The sequence below is a fragment of the Neobacillus pocheonensis genome (assembly GCF_050477905.1).
Classification (GTDB): Bacteria; Bacillota; Bacilli; order Bacillales; family Cytobacillaceae; genus Neobacillus; species Neobacillus pocheonensis_A.
Window position 1 is genome coordinate 1 of the sequence record NZ_JBCNAD010000013.1, and the last position, 19,281, is coordinate 19,281.

Annotated in this window: 17 protein-coding genes, 2 tRNA genes and 1 rRNA gene; 19 read left to right on the forward strand and 1 reads right to left on the reverse strand. The window is 38.9% G+C overall.

Going from position 1 to position 19,281, the window contains the following annotated elements; genetic code table 11:
- Positions 1-25: 25 nt before the first annotated feature.
- The 7 genes from rrf (at position 26) to tsaD (ending at position 3,344) form a co-directional block, all read left to right on the forward strand.
- Positions 26-142 (forward strand): 5S ribosomal RNA (rrf, locus tag ABES02_RS07125).
- Between the two features lie 221 nt (positions 143-363).
- Positions 364-437: transfer RNA gene (locus tag ABES02_RS07130), tRNA-Met, on the forward strand.
- 4 nt (positions 438-441) lie between these two features.
- Positions 442-518: transfer RNA gene (locus tag ABES02_RS07135), tRNA-Asp, on the forward strand.
- 182 nt (positions 519-700) lie between these two features.
- Positions 701-1,156, forward strand: coding sequence for a tRNA (adenosine(37)-N6)-threonylcarbamoyltransferase complex ATPase subunit type 1 TsaE (tsaE, locus tag ABES02_RS07140; RefSeq protein ID WP_430132565.1), 456 nt, complete (start codon positions 701-703; stop codon positions 1,154-1,156).
- Positions 1,153-1,860 (forward strand): tRNA (adenosine(37)-N6)-threonylcarbamoyltransferase complex dimerization subunit type 1 TsaB, encoded by a 708-nt coding sequence (tsaB, locus tag ABES02_RS07145; RefSeq protein ID WP_430132567.1) that lies wholly within the window; start codon positions 1,153-1,155, stop codon positions 1,858-1,860. Before tsaE ends, tsaB begins: the two co-directional genes overlap by 4 nt.
- Positions 1,861-1,872: 12 nt before the next feature.
- A complete protein-coding gene (gene rimI, locus ABES02_RS07150; protein ID WP_430132569.1) occupies positions 1,873-2,322 on the forward strand; it encodes a ribosomal protein S18-alanine N-acetyltransferase in 450 nt (149 codons plus the stop codon).
- Positions 2,319-3,344, forward strand: a complete 1,026-nt coding sequence (gene tsaD, locus ABES02_RS07155; protein ID WP_430132571.1) for a tRNA (adenosine(37)-N6)-threonylcarbamoyltransferase complex transferase subunit TsaD — start codon at positions 2,319-2,321, stop codon at positions 3,342-3,344. Before rimI ends, tsaD begins: the two co-directional genes overlap by 4 nt.
- A gap of 321 nt (positions 3,345-3,665) precedes the next feature.
- On the opposite strand, the gene ABES02_RS07160 is transcribed toward tsaD, so the two are convergent.
- Entirely contained in the window at positions 3,666-6,212 is a 2,547-nt protein-coding gene (locus ABES02_RS07160) for a substrate-binding domain-containing protein (RefSeq protein WP_430132573.1), read from the reverse strand.
- A 166-nt stretch (positions 6,213-6,378) separates the two neighbouring features.
- On the opposite strand from ABES02_RS07160, the gene ABES02_RS07165 reads away from it, so the two are divergent.
- The 12 genes from ABES02_RS07165 to ABES02_RS07220 all read left to right on the forward strand — a co-directional run bounded on the left by ABES02_RS07165 (position 6,379) and on the right by ABES02_RS07220 (position 19,210).
- Positions 6,379-7,092 (forward strand): LytR/AlgR family response regulator transcription factor, encoded by a 714-nt coding sequence (locus tag ABES02_RS07165; RefSeq protein ID WP_430132575.1) that lies wholly within the window; start codon positions 6,379-6,381, stop codon positions 7,090-7,092.
- 192 nt (positions 7,093-7,284) lie between these two features.
- Complete coding sequence (locus ABES02_RS07170) at positions 7,285-8,295, forward strand: LacI family DNA-binding transcriptional regulator (protein ID WP_430132713.1); 1,011 nt, start codon at positions 7,285-7,287, stop codon at positions 8,293-8,295.
- A gap of 237 nt (positions 8,296-8,532) precedes the next feature.
- Positions 8,533-9,537 (forward strand): sugar ABC transporter substrate-binding protein, encoded by a 1,005-nt coding sequence (locus ABES02_RS07175; RefSeq protein WP_430132578.1) that lies wholly within the window; start codon positions 8,533-8,535, stop codon positions 9,535-9,537.
- 79 nt (positions 9,538-9,616) lie between these two features.
- On the forward strand, positions 9,617-11,125 hold the full coding sequence (locus tag ABES02_RS07180; RefSeq protein ID WP_430132580.1) for a sugar ABC transporter ATP-binding protein: 1,509 nt from the start codon (positions 9,617-9,619) through the stop codon (positions 11,123-11,125).
- 23 nt (positions 11,126-11,148) lie between these two features.
- Positions 11,149-12,162, forward strand: a complete 1,014-nt coding sequence (locus tag ABES02_RS07185; protein WP_430132582.1) for an ABC transporter permease — start codon at positions 11,149-11,151, stop codon at positions 12,160-12,162.
- A gap of 91 nt (positions 12,163-12,253) precedes the next feature.
- Positions 12,254-13,432 carry a Gfo/Idh/MocA family protein gene (locus ABES02_RS07190; RefSeq protein ID WP_430132584.1) on the forward strand — a complete coding sequence of 393 codons (1,179 nt, stop codon included), beginning with the start codon at positions 12,254-12,256 and terminating at the stop codon, positions 13,430-13,432.
- Positions 13,429-14,400 (forward strand): sugar phosphate isomerase/epimerase family protein, encoded by a 972-nt coding sequence (locus tag ABES02_RS07195; protein WP_430132586.1) that lies wholly within the window; start codon positions 13,429-13,431, stop codon positions 14,398-14,400. The genes ABES02_RS07190 and ABES02_RS07195 overlap by 4 nt, the downstream gene beginning before the upstream one ends.
- Positions 14,401-14,485: 85 nt before the next feature.
- Entirely contained in the window at positions 14,486-15,310 is an 825-nt protein-coding gene (locus tag ABES02_RS07200) for a TIM barrel protein (protein ID WP_430132588.1), read from the forward strand.
- A 1-nt stretch (position 15,311) separates the two neighbouring features.
- The gene (locus tag ABES02_RS07205; RefSeq protein WP_430132590.1) at positions 15,312-16,397 is read left to right on the forward strand and encodes a zinc-dependent alcohol dehydrogenase; all 1,086 of its coding nucleotides are present in this window, start codon (positions 15,312-15,314) and stop codon (positions 16,395-16,397) included.
- A gap of 74 nt (positions 16,398-16,471) precedes the next feature.
- The gene (locus ABES02_RS07210) at positions 16,472-17,293 is read left to right on the forward strand and encodes a TIM barrel protein (protein ID WP_430132592.1); all 822 of its coding nucleotides are present in this window, start codon (positions 16,472-16,474) and stop codon (positions 17,291-17,293) included.
- 360 nt (positions 17,294-17,653) lie between these two features.
- Positions 17,654-18,001 (forward strand): LytR/AlgR family response regulator transcription factor, encoded by a 348-nt coding sequence (locus ABES02_RS07215; RefSeq protein ID WP_430132594.1) that lies wholly within the window; start codon positions 17,654-17,656, stop codon positions 17,999-18,001.
- 210 nt (positions 18,002-18,211) lie between these two features.
- Positions 18,212-19,210: a LacI family DNA-binding transcriptional regulator gene (locus tag ABES02_RS07220; protein WP_430132596.1), complete on the forward strand. Its 999-nt coding sequence runs from the start codon at positions 18,212-18,214 to the stop codon at positions 19,208-19,210.
- The last annotated feature ends 71 nt before the right edge of the window (positions 19,211-19,281 follow it).

A 19,281-nucleotide genomic window follows, 5' to 3' on the forward strand; every position in this document is an offset into this window, starting at 1 on the left:
GGGAATGAAACCTCAAATAAAATAGTCTGGTAATTATGGCGAGAAGGTCACACCCGTTCCCATACCGAACACGGAAGTTAAGCTTCTCAGCGCCAATGGTAGTTGGGGCAGGCGCCCCTGTGAGAGTAGGACGTTGCCAGGCTGTTTTATTTTTAAAACCATACATAAAAACTTATGCTGAGACATAAGATAATATGGTGGTCAAATAGTAATATTTTTACCGTCGCGGGGTGGAGCAACGAGCGTTGCTTCGATGAATAAACTGCGAGTTGTATCAATCGAGCTGCTGCTTGAATATGCATTCTGAGATTGATACAGTCCATGTTACTATGGGCATGAACAAAATAAAGTATTTTTTACCGTCGCGGGGTGGAGCAGTCTGGTAGCTCGTCGGGCTCATAACCCGAAGGTCGCAGGTTCAAATCCTGCCTCCGCAATCTTGGTCTGGTAGTTCAGTTGGTTAGAATGCCTGCCTGTCACGCAGGAGGTCGCGGGTTCGAGTCCCGTCCAGACCGCCATATTTTTAAGTAAGTACGAAACATTGGTTTCGTCTTTTTTTTATCCAAAAAACATGCTTTTTTGCTTAAATGGAAAAAATCATGTAAACTACATAAAGAATAGGCATCCTTAGGAGAGATCCTAAGGTTTTTTTGCATCTAAAATTAGGTAAAATGAAGATAGAGAGTAAACAGGTGATGGAATGAACCAATTTGAATTAAATACAACGAATTCCGATGAAACATCCCAATTTGCAGAAAGATTGGCATCCTTTTTACAACCAGGTGATGTGATTGCCCTTGAGGGAGATTTAGGTGCTGGAAAGACCACTTTTACCAAAGGTTTAGCAAGGGGCCTCGAAATTAAGAAAACAGTGAACAGCCCTACATTTACTATCATTAAGGAATATAGTGGAAAGTTTCCATTATATCATATGGATGTTTATCGTGTAGCGGATGCCTACGAAGATTTAGGCTTTGATGAATACTTTGAAGGTGATGGAGTTACAGTCGTGGAATGGGCTCATTTAATTGAAGAGCAATTACCGTCTGAGCTACTAACCATTTACTTGTATCATAAAGACCAGGATAAGAGAAAAATTGTCCTTCAGCCGAAGGGTCAAAGATATGAGCATTTATGTAAGGAGATTTTTGCATGACAATATTAGCAATCGATACTTCTAATTATGCTTTAGGAGTAGCGCTATTAGAAGAAAATCAAGTACTTGGCGAATATATCACTAATCTAAAAAAGAATCACTCCGTTCGAATCATGCCAGCCATTCAGACGTTAATGAAGGATTGTGAACTAGTGCCGTCCGATTTAACAAAAATTGTAGTGGCAAAGGGGCCAGGATCTTATACAGGTGTTAGAATTGGGGTCACAATTGCCAAAACCCTGGCATGGACCTTAAATATTCCCCTTGTAGGTATTTCAAGTTTAGAGGTTTTAGCATCCGGGACCGGACGGTACTTCGATGGGTATGTTTCTCCATTATTTGACGCTAGAAGAGGACAAGTTTACACAGGCCTGTATCAGTTTAAGGATGGTCGTCTTGAAGTAGTAGAACCGGATCAGTTAGTTATGGCAGTGGACTGGGCAGGAAAACTAGCAGAGTTGAGTAAGCCAGTTCTATTTGTCGGAAATGACTTGTTAATCCATCAACCTGCACTAGAAGAAATAGTAGGTTCTAAAGCTTTTTTTTCAAATGTCACAGAACATAATCCCCGTCCGTCTGAACTCGCATTGTTGGGACGGGATAAAGATGGGGAAGATATTCACAATTTTGTGCCGAATTATATTCGTTTGGCGGAAGCAGAGGCAAAGTGGTTAGAGGCTAAAGGAAAAATTTCAAATGGATAGGAATAGAGAAAAATGGTAGATTCTTATGTTTTTCGTTATATGAGGGAAGAGGATATTGACCAGGTTTTAGCCGTTGAACATGCTTCGTTTACAGTACCTTGGAGTCGTGAAGCGTTTTATAATGAATTGCACAATAATAAATTTGCCGTCTATATTGTGCTTGAGGAAGACAAGAAAATCATCGGATACTCTGGGACGTGGGTTGTAATTGATGAGGCGCATGTAACGAATGTGGCCATTATGCCGGGATATCGAGGTAGGCAGCTTGGGGAAACCATGATGCGGAAATTGATGTCTGTTGCAAGGGAAATGGGGGCGAAGAGCATGACCCTTGAAGTTCGGGTTACCAATCACGTGGCGCAATCCCTTTACCGAAAACTAGGCTTCCAAAACGGCGGAATTCGGAAAAATTATTATTCAGATAATCAGGAAGACGCATTAGTAATGTGGGTGAATTTATGATAAAAGATCAATGGATTTTAGGAATTGAAACGAGCTGTGACGAAACGGCAGTTGCGATTATTAAAAATGGCCGTGAAATTGCAGCAAATGTTGTGGCCTCACAAATCGAAAGCCATAAGCGCTTTGGCGGTGTGGTACCGGAAATTGCTTCACGCCATCATGTGGAACAAATGACAATCGTGATTGAAGAAGCATTAAATCAAGCAAACCTGACATTGTCAGAGATTGATGCTATCGCTGTTACTGAAGGGCCTGGGTTAGTTGGGGCTCTGTTAATTGGGGTAAATGCAGCAAAGGCGCTCGCTTTTGCTCATAATAAGCCGCTTGTACCCGTTCATCATATTGCTGGGCATATTTACGCTAACAGGCTTGTTGCTGAAATGAACTTCCCTCTGTTAGCCTTGGTCGTTTCTGGCGGGCATACAGAGCTTGTATACATGAAGGAGCATGGGCATTTTGAAGTAATCGGGGAGACCAGAGATGACGCCGCAGGAGAAGCTTATGACAAGGTAGCGAGGACGTTGAATATGCCGTACCCAGGAGGACCGCATATTGACCGTTTAGCACACGAAGGAAGCCCAACAATTGATTTACCGCGGGCATGGCTGGAGGAAGGCTCCTATGATTTTAGTTTTAGCGGGTTAAAATCGGCTGTTATAAATACTGTGCATAATGCGGAGCAACGGGGTGAGACGATTACACCTGAGGATCTTGCTGCCAGCTTTCAAGCAAGTGTTATTGAAGTGCTGGTGAAAAAGACGGAAAAGGCTGTAGCTGAATATGGCGTGAAACAGCTATTAGTCGCAGGCGGTGTAGCAGCCAATAAAGGTCTTCGTAGTGAATTACAAAGAACTTTTTCGGAAAAAGATGAGGTTGAATTGGTGATTCCGCCATTATCGTTATGTACCGATAACGCCGCTATGATTGCTGCTGCTGGAAGTGTGATGTTTGAAAAAGGAATTAGAGCTGGGCTTTCGCTTAATGCCAATCCAGGACTGGATATCGAAATTTATAATAAATAACCCTTCCTTTTTGGAAGGGTTTTTTAGCTAATTTAAGCTAATCAAACGATTGATTAAATGAGGCTTAGGCCATGATAAGGCTAAGTTTAGAATACTAACTAAACGATTGATTAGTATAACAACAAAACTAATCAATCGTTTGATTAATAAAGATGGAGCCAATGGAATATAGCTTAATAAACTAATCAATCGATTGATTAACTGGGGGCAAACCTTGGTATGACTAAGTTAGAAAAACTAATCAAACGATTGATTAAAAGAGAATGCCTGATAAAAAGTACTTTTGAAATCATACCTTCAAATCATACCTTCAAATGAATGTTAGAAGTACTTTTGAATAGCATCCGGGGCATCTTGCCGATAAGCCAATTTCCAAACCTTTAAGATATTTTCTTTTGTTACTTTCATCGCTGGTACCACATAGAAAGGAGCTACTTCCTTACCAAGCAATGAATATCCAGCAATAATGGCTTGAGCCACTCCATTTTCATAAGGCAACTGTGCTCCAAGACCTTTTACATTTCCTCCAGACGCAATTTGAAGCGCGACATTTGTTCCTAAATCAACGGTAGTAATGACCAAATCATTTTTCCCCGCTTTGCGGGACGCAGCAAGCACTCCTTCCGCCGGCTCATCCCAAATCGCAAAGATACCTTCTAAATCCGAATTGCTTGCTAACATGTCAGCGGCGGCTTTTTCCGCTTCTTTTGGAGTAGTTATCCCAGATCGTGCGACAATTTCTATATATGGATATTTTTCTTTAATCGTCGTTTCGAATGCTTCGACCCGCTGATTATTGACAAAGAAATCTCCATTGTGAAAAATTACCCCAATTCTGCCTTTCCCTTTCAGTGCGTCCCCCATAACCTCACCGGCAAAGATGCCATTTCCATAGTTATCTGAAGTTACAACACTTACATAATCTTCGCCAAATTCAAATTCCTTCGGCATGCTGTCCATAAAGATTAGTTTGATACCTGCTTCCGAAGCCTTTTTAAAAGCTGGAGCAGTTGCAATGGGATCGACCGGCAAACTAACAATGACATCTGGCTTCTTGGCGATAATGGTTTCGATATCTGAAATTTGTTTTTCAGCCTTAAATTCTGCATCCATAACAGCTACAACTTCAATCCCCATTTTCTCGAAGGTATCCTTTAAACCATTGATGGTTGCGGTTGAAAAATCATTTTCCGTATAGTGCATAGCAATGGCTGCTTTATAATTCTTTTCCTTCAGTTTTTTTAGGTCTTTCAATGATAACTGAAGCGTTTTGGCAGAAACAGCCTCCTCTCCATGAGGCCCTGTACTTAAAATTTTATCTTCTGGTATATTTTGATTAATCGTACTATGCAGGGTCTCTTTTATGATGGTTAAAAACTCTTTTACATTGAAGGGTTTCGTCACATAATTATCGAAGCCAAGGTCTAATGTATACTGAATATCTTGTGGAATAGCATTTGCACTTACTGCTATAATCACGATATCCTTTGTTTTTTCACAGGTTTTTAAACGTTCAAAAACATCGTAGCCGTGAGAATCTGGTAGATTGAGATCAAGCAGTATCAAGTCCACCTTTTCGCTGGCTGCCATTTCCAAGCCTTCTGTTCCAGTCCGGGCGGATAAAAGTGTATAGGAAGACTGCGATTTTATGATGTTCTTAACTAAGTTCAAGTTCGATTCGTTATCTTCGATATACAGCAAACAGTAATGATCTTCCTTTCGGCCATTTCCACCAGTAAGTTCAACTTCTTCCCCCCATCTTACAGCAGTCTTTAAATCATGGGGGAGTGGAAGGCTAAAGGAAAAATCACTTCCGACTCCTCGTTTGCTTGTCACACTAATATTTCCCCCCATTTGCTGGACGAGCTGTTTCACTAATGACAAACCAATGCCTGTCCCTTCCTCCTGTGTCCCTTCAATCCGATAAAAAGGAACAAAGACCTTCTGGTATTCTTCAGCGGAAAGTCCGATGCCAGTATCTACGATGTGCACGAGCTGCTCATTTCTTTTCACATAAGAGAAAATCATGACTTTGCCGCCTTCGTGGTTATATTTAATTGCATTATCGAGAAGATTCAGAAGAATTTGTTTAAGGCGTTTGGGATCGGCAAGCACGAACAGGTTTTTCCATTGGTCCATTTGGTTATGGATACTAATGCTTTTCCTTTTGGCAATAGGTTGTACGAAGTTGATACATTCATTGACCACGCCAAGTAAATCAATCTCTTCTATCGAAACCTTTAATTGGCCTGTCTCAATACGTGATAAATCTAAAATATCGTTTATTAAACTTAATAAATGCCTCCCACCGCTTAATATTTCCTGGACAAAATCCTGCTGTTCCTCATGTAAGTTTTCATCTATTTCCAATAGCTGAGCAAAACCGAGGATCCCATTCAGGGGTGTGCGGAGTTCATGACTCATTTTGGAAAGAAAATCCGATTTGGCCATATTGGCTTTTTCCGCCTCTTCTTTTGCTTCAATAAGAGCGTTTTCCATTTTTTTTCGTTCGGTGATATCGGAAATCGTCACAAGGGCTGCCTGCCCGCCGTCCATTTTAAGTGGTGTTGAATTAATGGAAAGCCATTTCAAGTTGTGATTTAGATACTTTCCACCCACTATAAAATCTTTAAAAGGAATACCGTGTTCAAGGGTGAGGACACTAGGCAGCTCGGAATAAGGTAAATCGTTACCGTCTTCTCGAAAAAATTCAAATTGTCTTAGGGTAGATTCTGTTAAAAATTCCTCTGTAACTCCTAGTATTTTTTCAACATTATCATTCAGGACGACCATATTTCCCGATTTTTCATGGATAATCACGCATTCTGACATCGTCCGAAGCACTTCTTTATATAAGTTGAGATCCATTTTCCTCCCTGCCTTTTTACATGCGTATTTTTAGCTTTATTATAGTCTAGTGGTTCATGTCTAAATCAATTTTTTTAAAAGACTTTCTATGCAGGATAAACTGCCTTATACTGTTTGTAATGAATTTTCTATGCGTTTTCAAAAAGCAGGCTTTGGGGGATATCTTATGAGAGTTTTGATTGCAGATGACAATGCATCATCCAGGAAATTGTTGAAGCATTTGATTAAAACGATTCCAAACCTTCAAGTTGTTGGAGAATCAGCAAATGGAGAAGAGTTAATCAGCAAGGTTATGATAGAAAGGCCGGATATCGCTTTAGTCGATATTAAAATGCCATTATTGAATGGTATGGAAGCCGTGAAATCATGTAAAAAAATTGTCCCTTCTTTGCAGGTGATTTTTATTACAGGACATGATGAATATGCATTAGAGGCTTTTGATGTAAATGCAATCGATTACATAGTCAAGCCAATCGACCGTACCAGGCTGTATGCGGCGCTTGAACGAGCCGCCGCATTTTCGAAGCCGCCCGCCGCCCGGCAGCCGCCATCAATGAAAAAGGATCTAATGATTAAACAACACAATCAGTATTCCTTTATCCCTTTGGATGAGATTATTTTTATTGAAAGAGCTGACCGGAAAGCGGTTATCCATACGATGGAACAAAAAATCGAGGTAAACGAGGCGTTAACGAATCTAGAGGAAATTCTTGATTCACGATTTGTGGCCTCGCATCGATCCTTTATAATCAACTTGCAGCATTTAAAAAAGATTGAAGCATCCGGTCAGTCCTATAAAGCCTATTTTAAAAATTACGACGAGACGGCGAAGGTTTCCAAGAATAAGCTAGCAGAATTACAAAAAAATAAATCATTATGAGGTCCAGTTTAACTGGGTCTCTTTTTTTATTTTTTGAAAATTTATGAATATTTTGTCTGAATGAATAAAAGGGTCGTGCAATTGAATAGAAAGCGGTTCCGAATGAACGAAACCCTTGTCCGAAGCACGTTAGACGACAATTTTGTAATCGATTACAATTCGGTTATAGAGATCAGAAAGGAAACGAGAAAGATGGTTGGGATTGTCGATGTAGCAAAAATGGCCAAGGTTTCAACAGCTACCGTTTCGAGAGTTTTATCAAACAACATGAACGTGACTTCAAAAACACGTGACAAGGTTTTAAAGGCCATTAACCAACTGGAATATAAGCCAAACCGGCTGGCGAGTAACCTAAGGAAAATGTCTTCAAAAACCGTAATGGCAGTCGTACCCGATATCACCAATCCCTTTTTCTCAAGTATTCTTCAAGGGTTTAAGGATGTTGCCTTAGAGAATGGCTACCATGTGCTGCTAGGCGATACTGGTAATAGTCTTGAACAGGAAAGGGATTATATCAATCTGGTAAAAGAGCGTGTGGTCGACGGTTTGATCTTAGCAACGGCAAGATTATCAAAAGAAGAAATTCTGGCAGCGAGCCAGGAAATCCCGGTGGTTTTAGCATGTGAATATATGGATGGTTTTGATATACCAACTGTTGCGATTGATAATGTCAGCGCAGCTCGGGAAGCAGTAGAGCACTTAATCCGTCTTGGTCATCGGCGGATTGGAATGATTACCGGACCTCTAGACGTCATACTGAGCAAGGATCGAGTGAAGGGTTATTATCAGGCATTGAATTTAAATGATATCCCAATAGTGGGAGTGTTGATTCAAGAAGGTAATTTTTCGGTAACCTCGGGATATGAAACGATGCTAAAGCTCCTGGCGTTAAAGGATCCGCCTACAGCAGTATTCGCAACAAATGATGAAATGGCTGTTGGTGCAATGAAGGCGATTAAACAAAGAGGACTGCAAGTTCCAAACGATATATCGGTTATCGGATTTGACGATATTCCACTGTGCGGGTTGGTCGAACCGGAACTGACATCTGTTTCTCAGCCGAGGTATGACATGGGTTATCAGGCTATGCAAATGCTGCTGTCAATTATTAAAAAAGAAGAGTTGACTCGCAACCAAATTGTATTACCTCATCGCTTGATGCTTAGAGACACATGCTGTAAGAGGTCATCACCCATGTTGTAAATGAATTTCGCAAATAACAATTGTTTTTAAGGAGGTGGTTCCTGGAGTTTTCCGCCATTATGATTCCTTTATAAAATGAGCACATTATTTGAAGTTTGTTGTATTCGATTACAATAAGGAAATTAAATCAAATAATTTGCCTAATTATCCAAAGCATTTTATAAGATCGGGACCCATTACTGCTGGAAAAGACGATCTGGGTCTATGAAAAAACCTATAACGGAGAGGAAGAAGTTTATGAAAAAAAATTCAAAGTTCTTTTTAATATGCCTCATCGCAGCTATTTTTAGTATTTTTGCTGTCGGATGTTCTGCAAAGGAATCTCAATCTACTTCAAGTTCGTCGAATTCATCTAGTAGCAAATCTTCAAATGATAAGCAAATTACAATTGGATTTTCAGTTGGTATGAATATGGTTAAGCACTGGAATCTTGAAGTAAAAGGTGCCGAAATGGCTGCCAAAGATAATGGAGCAAAACTAATTTGGAAAAGTGCTGATTTAAACCAACAATCCCAAGTTGCTGATATCGAAAATATGACACAGTCTGGTGTAAAAGCCCTAATCGTAGCACCAGTCGATTCACAGGGGATCGTCCCAACTGTAAATGAAGTAAAAGGTAAAAATATACCTGTATTTACTAGTGATATCGGTGTAAGCGGAACAGACGTTCAAGCACATGTCTCTTCTGATAACGTTAAGATCGGAGAAATGGCAGCAGATGAATTAGCAAAATTAATGGGCGAGAAAGGTGATATCGGAGTTATTACTTGGACGACTGTTTCTGCTACCAAAGACAGGGAAAAAGGCTTTTTAGACGGACTTAAAAAATATCCTAATATCCACGTCGTTGCTTCACAAGACAGTGGCGGTGACAGAAACCAAGCACTTTCAGTTACTGAAAATATGATCCAAAAGCATCCTAAACTTGATGGTATTTTTGGAGTAAATGCATCTGCTGCAATGGGAGCTTATGGTGCAACTACAGCTGCAAATATGAAACTTCCGATTATGGGCGTTGACTCTGATGAGGATTTACTTAAAGCCATTAAATCAGGTGGAAACTTAAAAGCGACTATCGCTCAAAACCCATATGAAATGGGCTATACCGTAGTAAAAACAGCACTTGCGGCACTTAAGGGTGAAAAAGTAGAACCTAAAATTGCCATTCCTGCAGAGTTGGTAACAAAGGAAAATGTCGACAAGATACTTGAGCGTGATAATGGATTTTTAGCAAAAAAATAATTGCTTAGAACCCATAATATGTCTGGTATTCAAAAGATACCAGACATATTAATCGGTGTGTGAAGGGAGGCAATCCACTTTGAGTGAAGAAGTTTTAAAAATGCAAAAAATATCGAAGAGTTTTTCTAGTGTTAAGATTTTGGAAAAAGTCAATTTTGACCTTAACAAAGGTGAAGTTCATGTATTAATTGGTGAAAATGGGGCTGGAAAGTCTACTTTAATGAAAATATTGACAGGTGTTTATCCTAAGGATGAAGGTGAAATTCTCCTGAAAAATAAAGAAAGCGGCCAGCTTGAACCCATTGATATTCCTAATCCTAATGCTGCCATACAGCTTGGAATCAATATGGTTTTTCAGGAAACGAACTTACTAGAAGAAATGACAGTAGCTGAAAATATCTTCATAGGATATGAACCAACCAAAAACGGTTTCCTTGATAAAAAGGCTATGTTCAATCAAACAGTGGAGTTGCTAAAAAGAGTTCATTTAAACATTTCACCAAATATCTTAGTTAGCAGTTTAACTGCAGCACAACGACAATCAGTAGAAATTGCCAAAAGTCTTTCCCATAACGGAAGGATTCTGATTCTGGATGAACCTACATCCAGTTTAAGTGAAAGAGAAGTCCGCACACTATTTGCAATTATTGCCGACTTAAAGGCACAAGGAGTTAGTATTGTTTATATTTCCCACCGGATGGAAGAATTATTTGAAATTGGGGATCGCATCACTGTTTTGCGGGATGGGACTTTCGTGGGAACACTCAATGTACATGAAACAAATGAAGAAGAAATCGTAAATATGATGATTGGAAGAAAACTGGAGGATACCCAAAATAACTCTAATCGTGGAAAAAGAATCAATTACTCGAAAGTCGCCTTTGAATGTAAGAATGTTACGATAGGAGATTTTAAAGACACAGTAGATTTGAAGATTCATAGTGGGGAAATTGTAGGCGTATATGGCCTTGTTGGTTCCGGACGGTCAGAATTAGCGCAAATTTTTTACGGCATTGATCCTATTCGGAAGGGTACTGTGGAAAAGGCAGGCAAAAAAATCTCCATACGTAATCCGGAACAAGCAATCAAACATGGAATTGCATTATTATCCGAAGATCGAAAAAAATATGGCTTTATTACAGGGAAAAGTATCCGAGATAATATTGTCTTAATGAAATTAAGAGAATTGTCGTATTACCGCCCTTCTTTAAAAGAAGAGACTGATATCGCCGTAAAATATATGAATGATTTAAAGGTTGCTGCATCAAGTGAACATCAATCGATTTCCAGTCTTAGTGGGGGAAATCAACAAAAAGTAGTTTTATCAAAAATCCTGGCTATGAATCCCGATATACTCATCCTTGATGAGCCAACGCGTGGAGTCGATGTCGGCGCCAAAGCTGAAATTTACGACATTATCTATGGACTTGCTGAATCCGGGAAAGCCATATTAATGATTTCTTCTGATTTGCCCGAAATATTGAGAGTTAGTGACCGGGTAGTTGTAATGCATGATGGAAGTATCAAAATGGATGAACCAAATGTTGATCTTAGTCAAGAAAAAATTCTGCAGGCTGCATTAAGCTAATTTTATAAGGTGGTGGTTTCTAAATGGCTCAACAAGTTTTAGCGAATAAAATAAATGAGATAATCGATATTAGCAGTGAACAAGCCAAGTTAACAAAAAAGAATAAGAGAAAGGAAATATTACGACAGTTTTCGCTTCTCTCTATTCTTGTACTACTAATCATTTTATTCTCTGTCACAACAGCTAGCTTTTTTTCAGTGGACAACTTTACAAATATTTTGAGGCAAGTGGCGGTGACAACCATAGCCGCAATTGGTGTTTTTATGATTATCTTGTTAGGGGACATCGACTTATCGGTGGGGTCGTTATATGCATTAATTGGCGTTATGGCGGCCTTCGTTTGGCAAGGAACCGGAAATACCGTTTTAACACTATTAACAGCACTGGCTGCTGGAGCCATCATTGGATTCGGAAATGGATTTATTACCGCTAAAGGAAAAATTCCCGCATTCGTCACAACGCTTGCTACTATGGGGATTGCTAGAGGAATTGCCTATATCGTAACAAATGGATCCCCAATTGGTATTGTAGAACCTGGATTTACGATCTTTGGAACAGGTTATGTTGGCGGCATTATCCCAGTGCCAGTTGTGATCATGATTATTGTATTCATTTTGGGATATATCTTCATTAATAATACGAGATTTGGTCGATATATTTATGCAGTTGGTGGGAATGCCCAAGCCAGTCACTGGTCTGGTCTTAATACTAATAAAATACGAATTATCGTATTTACCATCGCAGGTTTGTTATATGGGTTAAGCTCTATTATTCTTGCAGGCCGTTTAGGCGGTGCCTTACCAACTGCAGGACAAGGCGCAGAAATGGATGCCATTACAGCAGTCATTCTTGGTGGTACTAGTTTATCTGGAGGTAAAGGTAAAATAAGCGGCGTCCTAATTGGCTGTTTAATCATTGGTGTTTTAAACAATGGTCTGGATTTAATCGGACTTTCATCTTATTGGCAACAAGTTATTAAAGGAATCATTATTATTGCTGCTGTACTTTATGATACAAAATCAAAAAATAAAAATTGATTTTGGATTTTAAATGTAGAATTTATTGAAGCAAAAGCAATAAAGAAATAAGTCTTATTACACTTTTTAAAGAAAATAGGGTGATAGAGAAATGAAAAAAATTAAAGTAGGAATAATCGGGACAGGTTTTATCGGCCCTACACATATAGAAGCTATCCGACGGCTTGGCTTTGTAGAAGTAGTGGCATTGGCTGAAACTAGCCAGGAAGCTGCTGAAAAAAAAGCAGCCGATCTTGGTATCCCAAAAGCCTATGGCGATTACCGTGAGATGCTGAAGGACAACGATATCCAAGTGGTGCACAATTGTACTCCAAATCACCTTCACTTTGCGATTAATAGAGAAATTATTTTAGCAGGAAAGCATGTCGTTTCCGAGAAACCGCTGGCAATTAACAGTCTAGAATCGGCTAAATTGCTGAAGCTTGCTGATAAACACGACGTGATCCATGCGGTGAACTTTAATTACCGTCAGCATGCCAGTGTACAAAACTTACAGGCAATGGTGGCCAAAGGCGACCTCGGAAAAGTGAATCTGGTTCATGGAAGCTACTTGCAGGACTGGTTATTGTATGAAACCGACTTTAACTGGAGACTAGCTCCCGAAGTGGGAGGCAAATCCCGTGCGGTTGCTGACATTGGTTCACATTGGTGTGATACCGTTCAATACGTAACTGGGAAGCGGATTGTCGAAGTGTTTGCTGATTTAGCAACGGTTATCCCAGAAAGAAAGAAAGCGAAAAATACAATTGCTACGTTTAGTACACAGAATGCAGAAGAACTAGAATATGAAGTTGTTCCAATTAATACAGAAGATTATGCATCTGTTCTTGTCCGTTTTGAGGATGGCTCAAGAGGAGTCTTTACGGTATCGCAAGTAAGTGCCGGTCGCAAGAATAGATTAAGCTTTGAAATTAACGGCAGCAAGAGCTCTGTTTTCTGGAATCAAGAGGAACCGGAAAAATTGTGGATCGGACACCGAGATAAAGCGAATGAAGTTCTATTAGCAGATCCTGGCTTATTCTTATCGGAGGCAAGAAACGCCATCCATCATCCAGGAGGCCATAATGAGGGCTGGCCGGATGCATTAAAAAATATGATGCTGAACTTCTACTCATTCGTTCGCGAAGGCAAGAGCCTGAAAACAGACAAGCCGAAGTTCGCGACATTTGAAGATGGACATGTCTCAATGAGCATTACAGACGCCATCTTAGAAAGCCACAAGCAGCAAAAGTGGGTGAAGGTTCAGGCTGTTAAGGAGGTACTTGCATGAAACTAGGTGTATTTACCCCACTGTATCAAAACCTGTCATTTGAAGAAATGCTCGATAAGTTAGCAGGTATGGGTGTTGAGGCGGTTGAATTAGGGACTGGTAACTACCCTGGCAACCATCATTGTAATCCTGATGAATTATTGGAGTCTCCGGAGAAAGCGAAAGCTTTTCTCCGTGCAATTGAAAGCAGAGGGTTAACGATCAGTGGTTTAAGCTGCCATGGCAATCCGCTGCATCCCAACGTGCAAGTGGCAAAAGAGTCACACGATGTTTGGCGTAAAACAGTTTTGCTTGCTGAATTGTTAGAGGTACCTGTTATCAATGGCTTTTCCGGCTGTCCGGGTGATCATATCAGTGCCAAAAATCCAAACTGGGTGACCTGTTCTTGGCCGCCTGAATATTTAGATGTCCTGAATTGGCAATGGAACGAGGTTGTGATTCCGTATTGGAAAGAGGAAGCAAAATTCGCTAAATTGCACGGCATCAATCAAATCGCCTTTGAAATGCACCCTGGATTTGTTGTCTATAATCCTGAGACCTTGCTGAAGTTAAGGGAACAAGCCGGAGAAAACATCGGCGCAAATTTTGATCCTAGCCACTTGATCTGGCAAGGAATTGACCCTGTCGAAGCGATTAAAAAGTTGGGCCGTGAAAAAGCGATTTTCCATTTCCATGCGAAAGACACCTATATGGATCAAGCCAATATTAAGATCAATGGTGTTTTAGATACTAAGCATTATAGCCAAATTTTAGACCGCTCATGGACATTTAGATCCGTCGGTTATGGCTCGGACGAAAAAATGTGGAAAGACATTGTAAGTGCCCTAAGAGCTGTCGGATATGATTATGTGATTTCCATTGAACATGAAGACATGCTTGCTTCGACTGATGAGGGATTAAGTAAAGCGATTTCTTTATTAAAAGGGGCTATGTTCAAGGAAAAGATCACCCAGATGTGGTGGGCTTAAAACTGCTATTTATCGAACCCAGGGGATGGGATTTCATAGATCAACACATGGGGTATTAAAAAATTGTGTAAAGGGAGATGTTCTAATGATTAAGTTCTCTTACAACACGCTAGTTTATGCTGGAGAAGACATCGAAGCAGGTATTGCTAGATTGGCTAAATTTGGTTATGACGGTGTTGAGTTCGTCGGTGAACCAGAGAAAATGGATACTAACCGCATTAAGGAATTGTTAGATCAATATAATATTGAAGCCTCAACGATTTGTGCGATTTACAACGCTGAAAGAGATCTCGTTTCAAGTAACGAAAATATTAGAAAAAATGCCGTTGAATATATTAAAAGCTGTGTAGATTTTGCAAGCACAATCGGTGCAAAGGGTATTTCTTTAACTCCAACAGCGTGCATGAAAATCTATGGAGAAGCTGATCGGGAAACTGAGCTAAATTGGGCAGTTGAAGGAATAAGAGAAGCTGGTCTTTATGCGGGAGAACATGGTGTCCGCTTGACAGTAGAAGCATGGAATCGCTACGAAAACTATCTTATCAATCGATTAGAGCAAGCACTTGAGCTTGTAAATCGTGTGAATCTGCCAAACGTAGGAGTTATGGGCGATACGTATCATATGAATATTGAAGAAGTAGATATTGCGGACACAATCAGAATGGTTGGAGATAAACTATATCACCTTCATATAGCTGATAGCAACAGAGCAGCACCAGGCAGAGGACATATCGACTTTGAACCAATCGTTCAAGCTTTACGTGATATTAACTACAGAGGATTCTTAACGATGGAGCTATTGCCTCCGTTTGCAGATCCATTTAATGGTTCGAAGTGTGAAGAGTTTTATGATCAATATAGCGAAGAATCTATTACTTTCTTAAAAAACTTATTTAAGGAGGAAAAATAAAATGGCACAAAATACAGTAGTAAACAATCAGGGTTTAGGAGCAGAGTTTGATCAAAAAGTAATGAAAGCTGCTGTGTTGTATGGTAAAGAGGATTTAAGATTAGAAGAAGTACCGGTTCCTGAACTTGGGCCTACAGATGTATTAATAAAAGTGAAGTATACCGCAGTATGTGGTACTGACCCTCATATTTATGAAGGTCGTTTTCCAGCGAAGCTTCCACTCATCTTAGGTCATGAATTTTCCGGTGAAGTGGCAAAGGTTGGTTCTCAAGTTAGCTTTGTAAAGCCTGGTGACCGTGTTACAGCTGATATCAATATTGCTTGTGGTACATGCTATTATTGCCGTCATGGCCAAAAATTACATTGTGAAAAAATTACTCAATTAGGGGTACATGTTAACGGAGCGTTTGCAGAGTATGTTAGAGTTACAGAGAACAATATTCATAAACTGCCTGAGTCTATGTCTTGGATCCATGGAGCTTATATTGAGCCGCTTGCATGTGCAATCAGCGGACAGGATAAGGCCAATGTTCAATACGGTGACACAGTTGTCATCATTGGCGGGGGCCCTATGGGTATCGCCCATGCATTACTTGCACAACTCAAAGGCGCAAGCAAAGTAATCCTTTCGGAACTAAATCCCGCCAGAATTGAATCAGCCAAAAATATCGGTGTAGAATATGTCATCAATGCAGGTGAAGAGGATCCAGTTGAAGCTGTTAAAGGATTAACAGACGGACGTGGTGCTGACATTGTTATTGAAGCTGTAGGCTCTGCCTATACTTACGCGCAAACGTTTAAATTAGTAAGAAAAGGCGGAAAAATCCTTGTTTATGGAGCAGCGCCTGCAGATGTAACGATTCCAGTAAGTCCATTTGAAATTTATAGCCGCGAATTGACCATTGTCTCCTCCTATGCAGGAACATATGATACATTCTCTAAAGCTATTGATTTAATTGCAAGCAAACGTTTTGATCCAACTCCAATCATTACAAATCATTTTGAATTTGCAGATGTGAAACTAGGAATTGAAACTGCAGAGCATAATAAGGATATTCTTAAAACTGTAGTTAAAATTTCCGAATAATTTAGCGGTAAACAGAGTTCTTTGCGTTTTCTATGGGAACTCTGATTTTTTCATAATCTAAGAGGTGAATATAAATGTATAAATACAGTGCTACACAATGGATTTTCGGAAATGAAAGTCTCGAAGAAAGTTTAAAAAGGCTGAAAAAATATGGTTATCAGGGTGTTGAACTAGCCGGAGAGCCTGACTCCATTGATGTTGAGGAAACTAAGGAACTTTTAAAACAGTATGAAATGGAATGCAGCTCGATTTGTGGAATTTATACGCCTGAAAGAGATCTTTCCTCATCAAACGTTGAAATTAGAAAAAACGCTGTGGAATACGTAAAAAAATCGGTTGATTTAGCGAAAGCTCTAAATGCCGCTACCCTTATTGTAGTTCCTACATGTGTTGGTAAATTAGCCCCAGAAACGAATCTTGAGGAAGAATGGCATAATGCAGTTTTGAGCGTGGAAGAGGCGGCGCTATACGCAAAAGAACAAGGAATCACACTGGCAATTGAAGCATTAAATCGTTATGAGACGTACCTAGTTAATAATCTCACTTTAGCTTTGCGTTTTGTTGAGGAAGTGAATGTAGAAGGCTTAGGAATTATGGCTGATTTGTTCCACATGAGCATTGAGGAAAGAAGTATGACTGAATCAATCAAGAAAATTTCACGTTTTCTTGCCCATGTACACATCGCTGATAACACAAGGGAAGCAGCAGGACTAGGGCAAACGGATTTTGGACCAGTGATTTCCCTGCTTAAAGAGCAGGATTATAAGGGCTATATTACGATGGAGTTCCTGCCACCGGTGTCAAATCCTTACGCGGCTTCAGCTTTTCAAGGTGAATCTAATATTTTTGATGAATTCACGAAGCAATCTATCGAACATATGAAAGAACTCGTTTAATAAATTAAAAAAATAATAAGGCAAAGAAGATAAATCTAAGAGAGACAAATCCAAAATAATGTATACTATTTCGATTTGAAATAAATTACTTAGATTTATTTATATCTTAGTTAGTCCTTAACGATGCCAAGTTGACAAAAATCTGCTTGGTTTTTTTGATTAGGTGGTTATTCCTAGTGTAACGATAAACTCAATACTTAGAAAAATCTTGTTTTTGTAATTGGGTATAAGATTAATTTAAAAAACTTGTATTTAAGATTCTCTATCTTGGCGAATAGGATAGTATTGTCCAAAATCATATGATTGTTTGATAGGTTTAATTAAAAGAACCTAATTTTGCTAAAGGAAGGAGAATATATAATGGTGGTTTTGCAAAGTCCGTTACAAAAAGATCTAATGATTAAACAACAAAACAATATTTCATTTATTCCATTGGATGATATCCTTTTCATTGAAAGAGTAGATCGTAAAGCAGTTATTCATACATTTAACAAAAAAATTCAATTTAATGAGTCATTAACTAGTCTGGAAAGTAAACTTGATTCTAGATTTTTTACACCACACCGGTCATATATTATTAATTTACAATATTTAACTCGAATTGAAGCCATTGGACAAATGTATAAAGCACATTTTAAAAATTATGAAGAGACAGCTAAGGTTTCAAAGCATAAATTAGTAGAGTTACAAAAATATAAATCATTGTAAATTATATTAGATTTGCCTAGTAATTTATTGCTAGGTTTTTTTGTTTTTATTTTTAAAAAATTGTGATTTTTTTGTTTATTAGGACAAATAATCTGCGCGAGAGAAATGTAAACGATTGCAAGTGGTTCAAAAGCTTGTCTAAGGGTGGTTAGACAACATTTATGTTAACGTTTACACTTTGTTTATAGTAATTAGAAAGGAAACACATACATGGTAGGAATTGTGGATGTCGCAAAAAAGGCAAATGTATCTACCGCTACAGTTTCAAGAGTAATAAGTAAACCCGAAACAGTAAAAGAAGCAACTACTAAAAAAGTGTTAAAAGCGATTGAAGATTTGAAATACCAGCCCAATATACTTGCTCGCCAGTTGAGAAGGCTTGAAACAAAAACCGTAATGGTAGTTGTACCTGACATAACAAATCCATTTTTTTCAAATGTATTAAGAGGAATAGAATCGGTAGCTGTTTCTAAAGGATATCAGGTACTGCTTGGGGATACGGAAAATAATATCGACAGAGAGAATGGCTATTTAAATAATCTCAAGCAAAAGAAGGCAGATGGAATGGTGTTATTAACAGCCAGAATGAATTCATTTGTAGTAGAGGAAGCGGCTGATCACTTTCCAGTTGTACTCGCATGTGAATATATTGAAGGATCAAACATTCCTACTGTTTCTATCGATAATATTAGTGGAGCCCGAAAAGCGACAGAATATTTGATTAATTTAGGTCATAAAAGGATTGGTTGTATAACTGGACCTCTTAGTATCGTTTTAGGAAGAGACCGGTTAAGGGGATATAACCAAGCAATGGCTCAATATAATCTGCCAATGGATCATAATTGGGTGCAAGAGGGTGATTTTACTTATGAAAGTGGTTTTAACTTGATGAAGAAATTACTAGCTCTTCAAAAATCCCCAACAGCCATCTTTGCTGCAAATGATGAAATGGCAATCGGAGCAATAAAAGCAATAAACTCAAAAGGGTTGAAGGTACCAGATGATTTTTCTGTAATTGGTTTTGATGATATAAAAATATCGTCAATCTTTGAGCCACCATTAACAACCATAGCTCAGCCTGCCTTCCAGATTGGCTTAAGAGCCATGGAATTATTGATTAAGTTAATGAATAAAGAGCAGCTCAACAAAGACCAATTTATTTTAGAAGACCATCTTATTATTCGGAAAACATGTAAAGAATATTTTTGAAATATTCTAAATTTACAAATCGAAATGTAAAGGGTTACATATTAATGGCGAATATTTTTTTGTCAATAAAT

Bases quoted from the DNA above. Each gene is read 5' to 3' on its own strand.
- ABES02_RS07220 (WP_430132596.1), top strand. From the start codon at position 18,212: ATGGTAGGAATTGTGGATGTCGCAAAAAAGGCAAATGTATCTACCGCT.
- ABES02_RS07175 (WP_430132578.1), top strand. From the start codon at position 8,533: ATGAAAAAAAATTCAAAGTTCTTTTTAATATGCCTCATCGCAGCTATT.
- ABES02_RS07210 (WP_430132592.1), top strand. From the start codon at position 16,472: ATGTATAAATACAGTGCTACACAATGGATTTTCGGAAATGAAAGTCTC.
- ABES02_RS07190 (WP_430132584.1), top strand. From the start codon at position 12,254: ATGAAAAAAATTAAAGTAGGAATAATCGGGACAGGTTTTATCGGCCCT.
- ABES02_RS07200 (WP_430132588.1), top strand. From the start codon at position 14,486: ATGATTAAGTTCTCTTACAACACGCTAGTTTATGCTGGAGAAGACATC.
- ABES02_RS07195 (WP_430132586.1), top strand. From the start codon at position 13,429: ATGAAACTAGGTGTATTTACCCCACTGTATCAAAACCTGTCATTTGAA.
- rimI (WP_430132569.1), top strand. From the start codon at position 1,873: ATGGTAGATTCTTATGTTTTTCGTTATATGAGGGAAGAGGATATTGAC.
- ABES02_RS07160 (WP_430132573.1), bottom strand. From the start codon at position 6,212: ATGGATCTCAACTTATATAAAGAAGTGCTTCGGACGATGTCAGAATGC.
- tsaE (WP_430132565.1), top strand. From the start codon at position 701: ATGAACCAATTTGAATTAAATACAACGAATTCCGATGAAACATCCCAA.
- ABES02_RS07215 (WP_430132594.1), top strand. From the start codon at position 17,654: ATGGTGGTTTTGCAAAGTCCGTTACAAAAAGATCTAATGATTAAACAA.
- ABES02_RS07205 (WP_430132590.1), top strand. From the start codon at position 15,312: ATGGCACAAAATACAGTAGTAAACAATCAGGGTTTAGGAGCAGAGTTT.
- ABES02_RS07165 (WP_430132575.1), top strand. From the start codon at position 6,379: ATGAGAGTTTTGATTGCAGATGACAATGCATCATCCAGGAAATTGTTG.
- tsaB (WP_430132567.1), top strand. From the start codon at position 1,153: ATGACAATATTAGCAATCGATACTTCTAATTATGCTTTAGGAGTAGCG.
- ABES02_RS07185 (WP_430132582.1), top strand. From the start codon at position 11,149: ATGGCTCAACAAGTTTTAGCGAATAAAATAAATGAGATAATCGATATT.
- ABES02_RS07170 (WP_430132713.1), top strand. From the start codon at position 7,285: ATGGTTGGGATTGTCGATGTAGCAAAAATGGCCAAGGTTTCAACAGCT.
- tsaD (WP_430132571.1), top strand. From the start codon at position 2,319: ATGATAAAAGATCAATGGATTTTAGGAATTGAAACGAGCTGTGACGAA.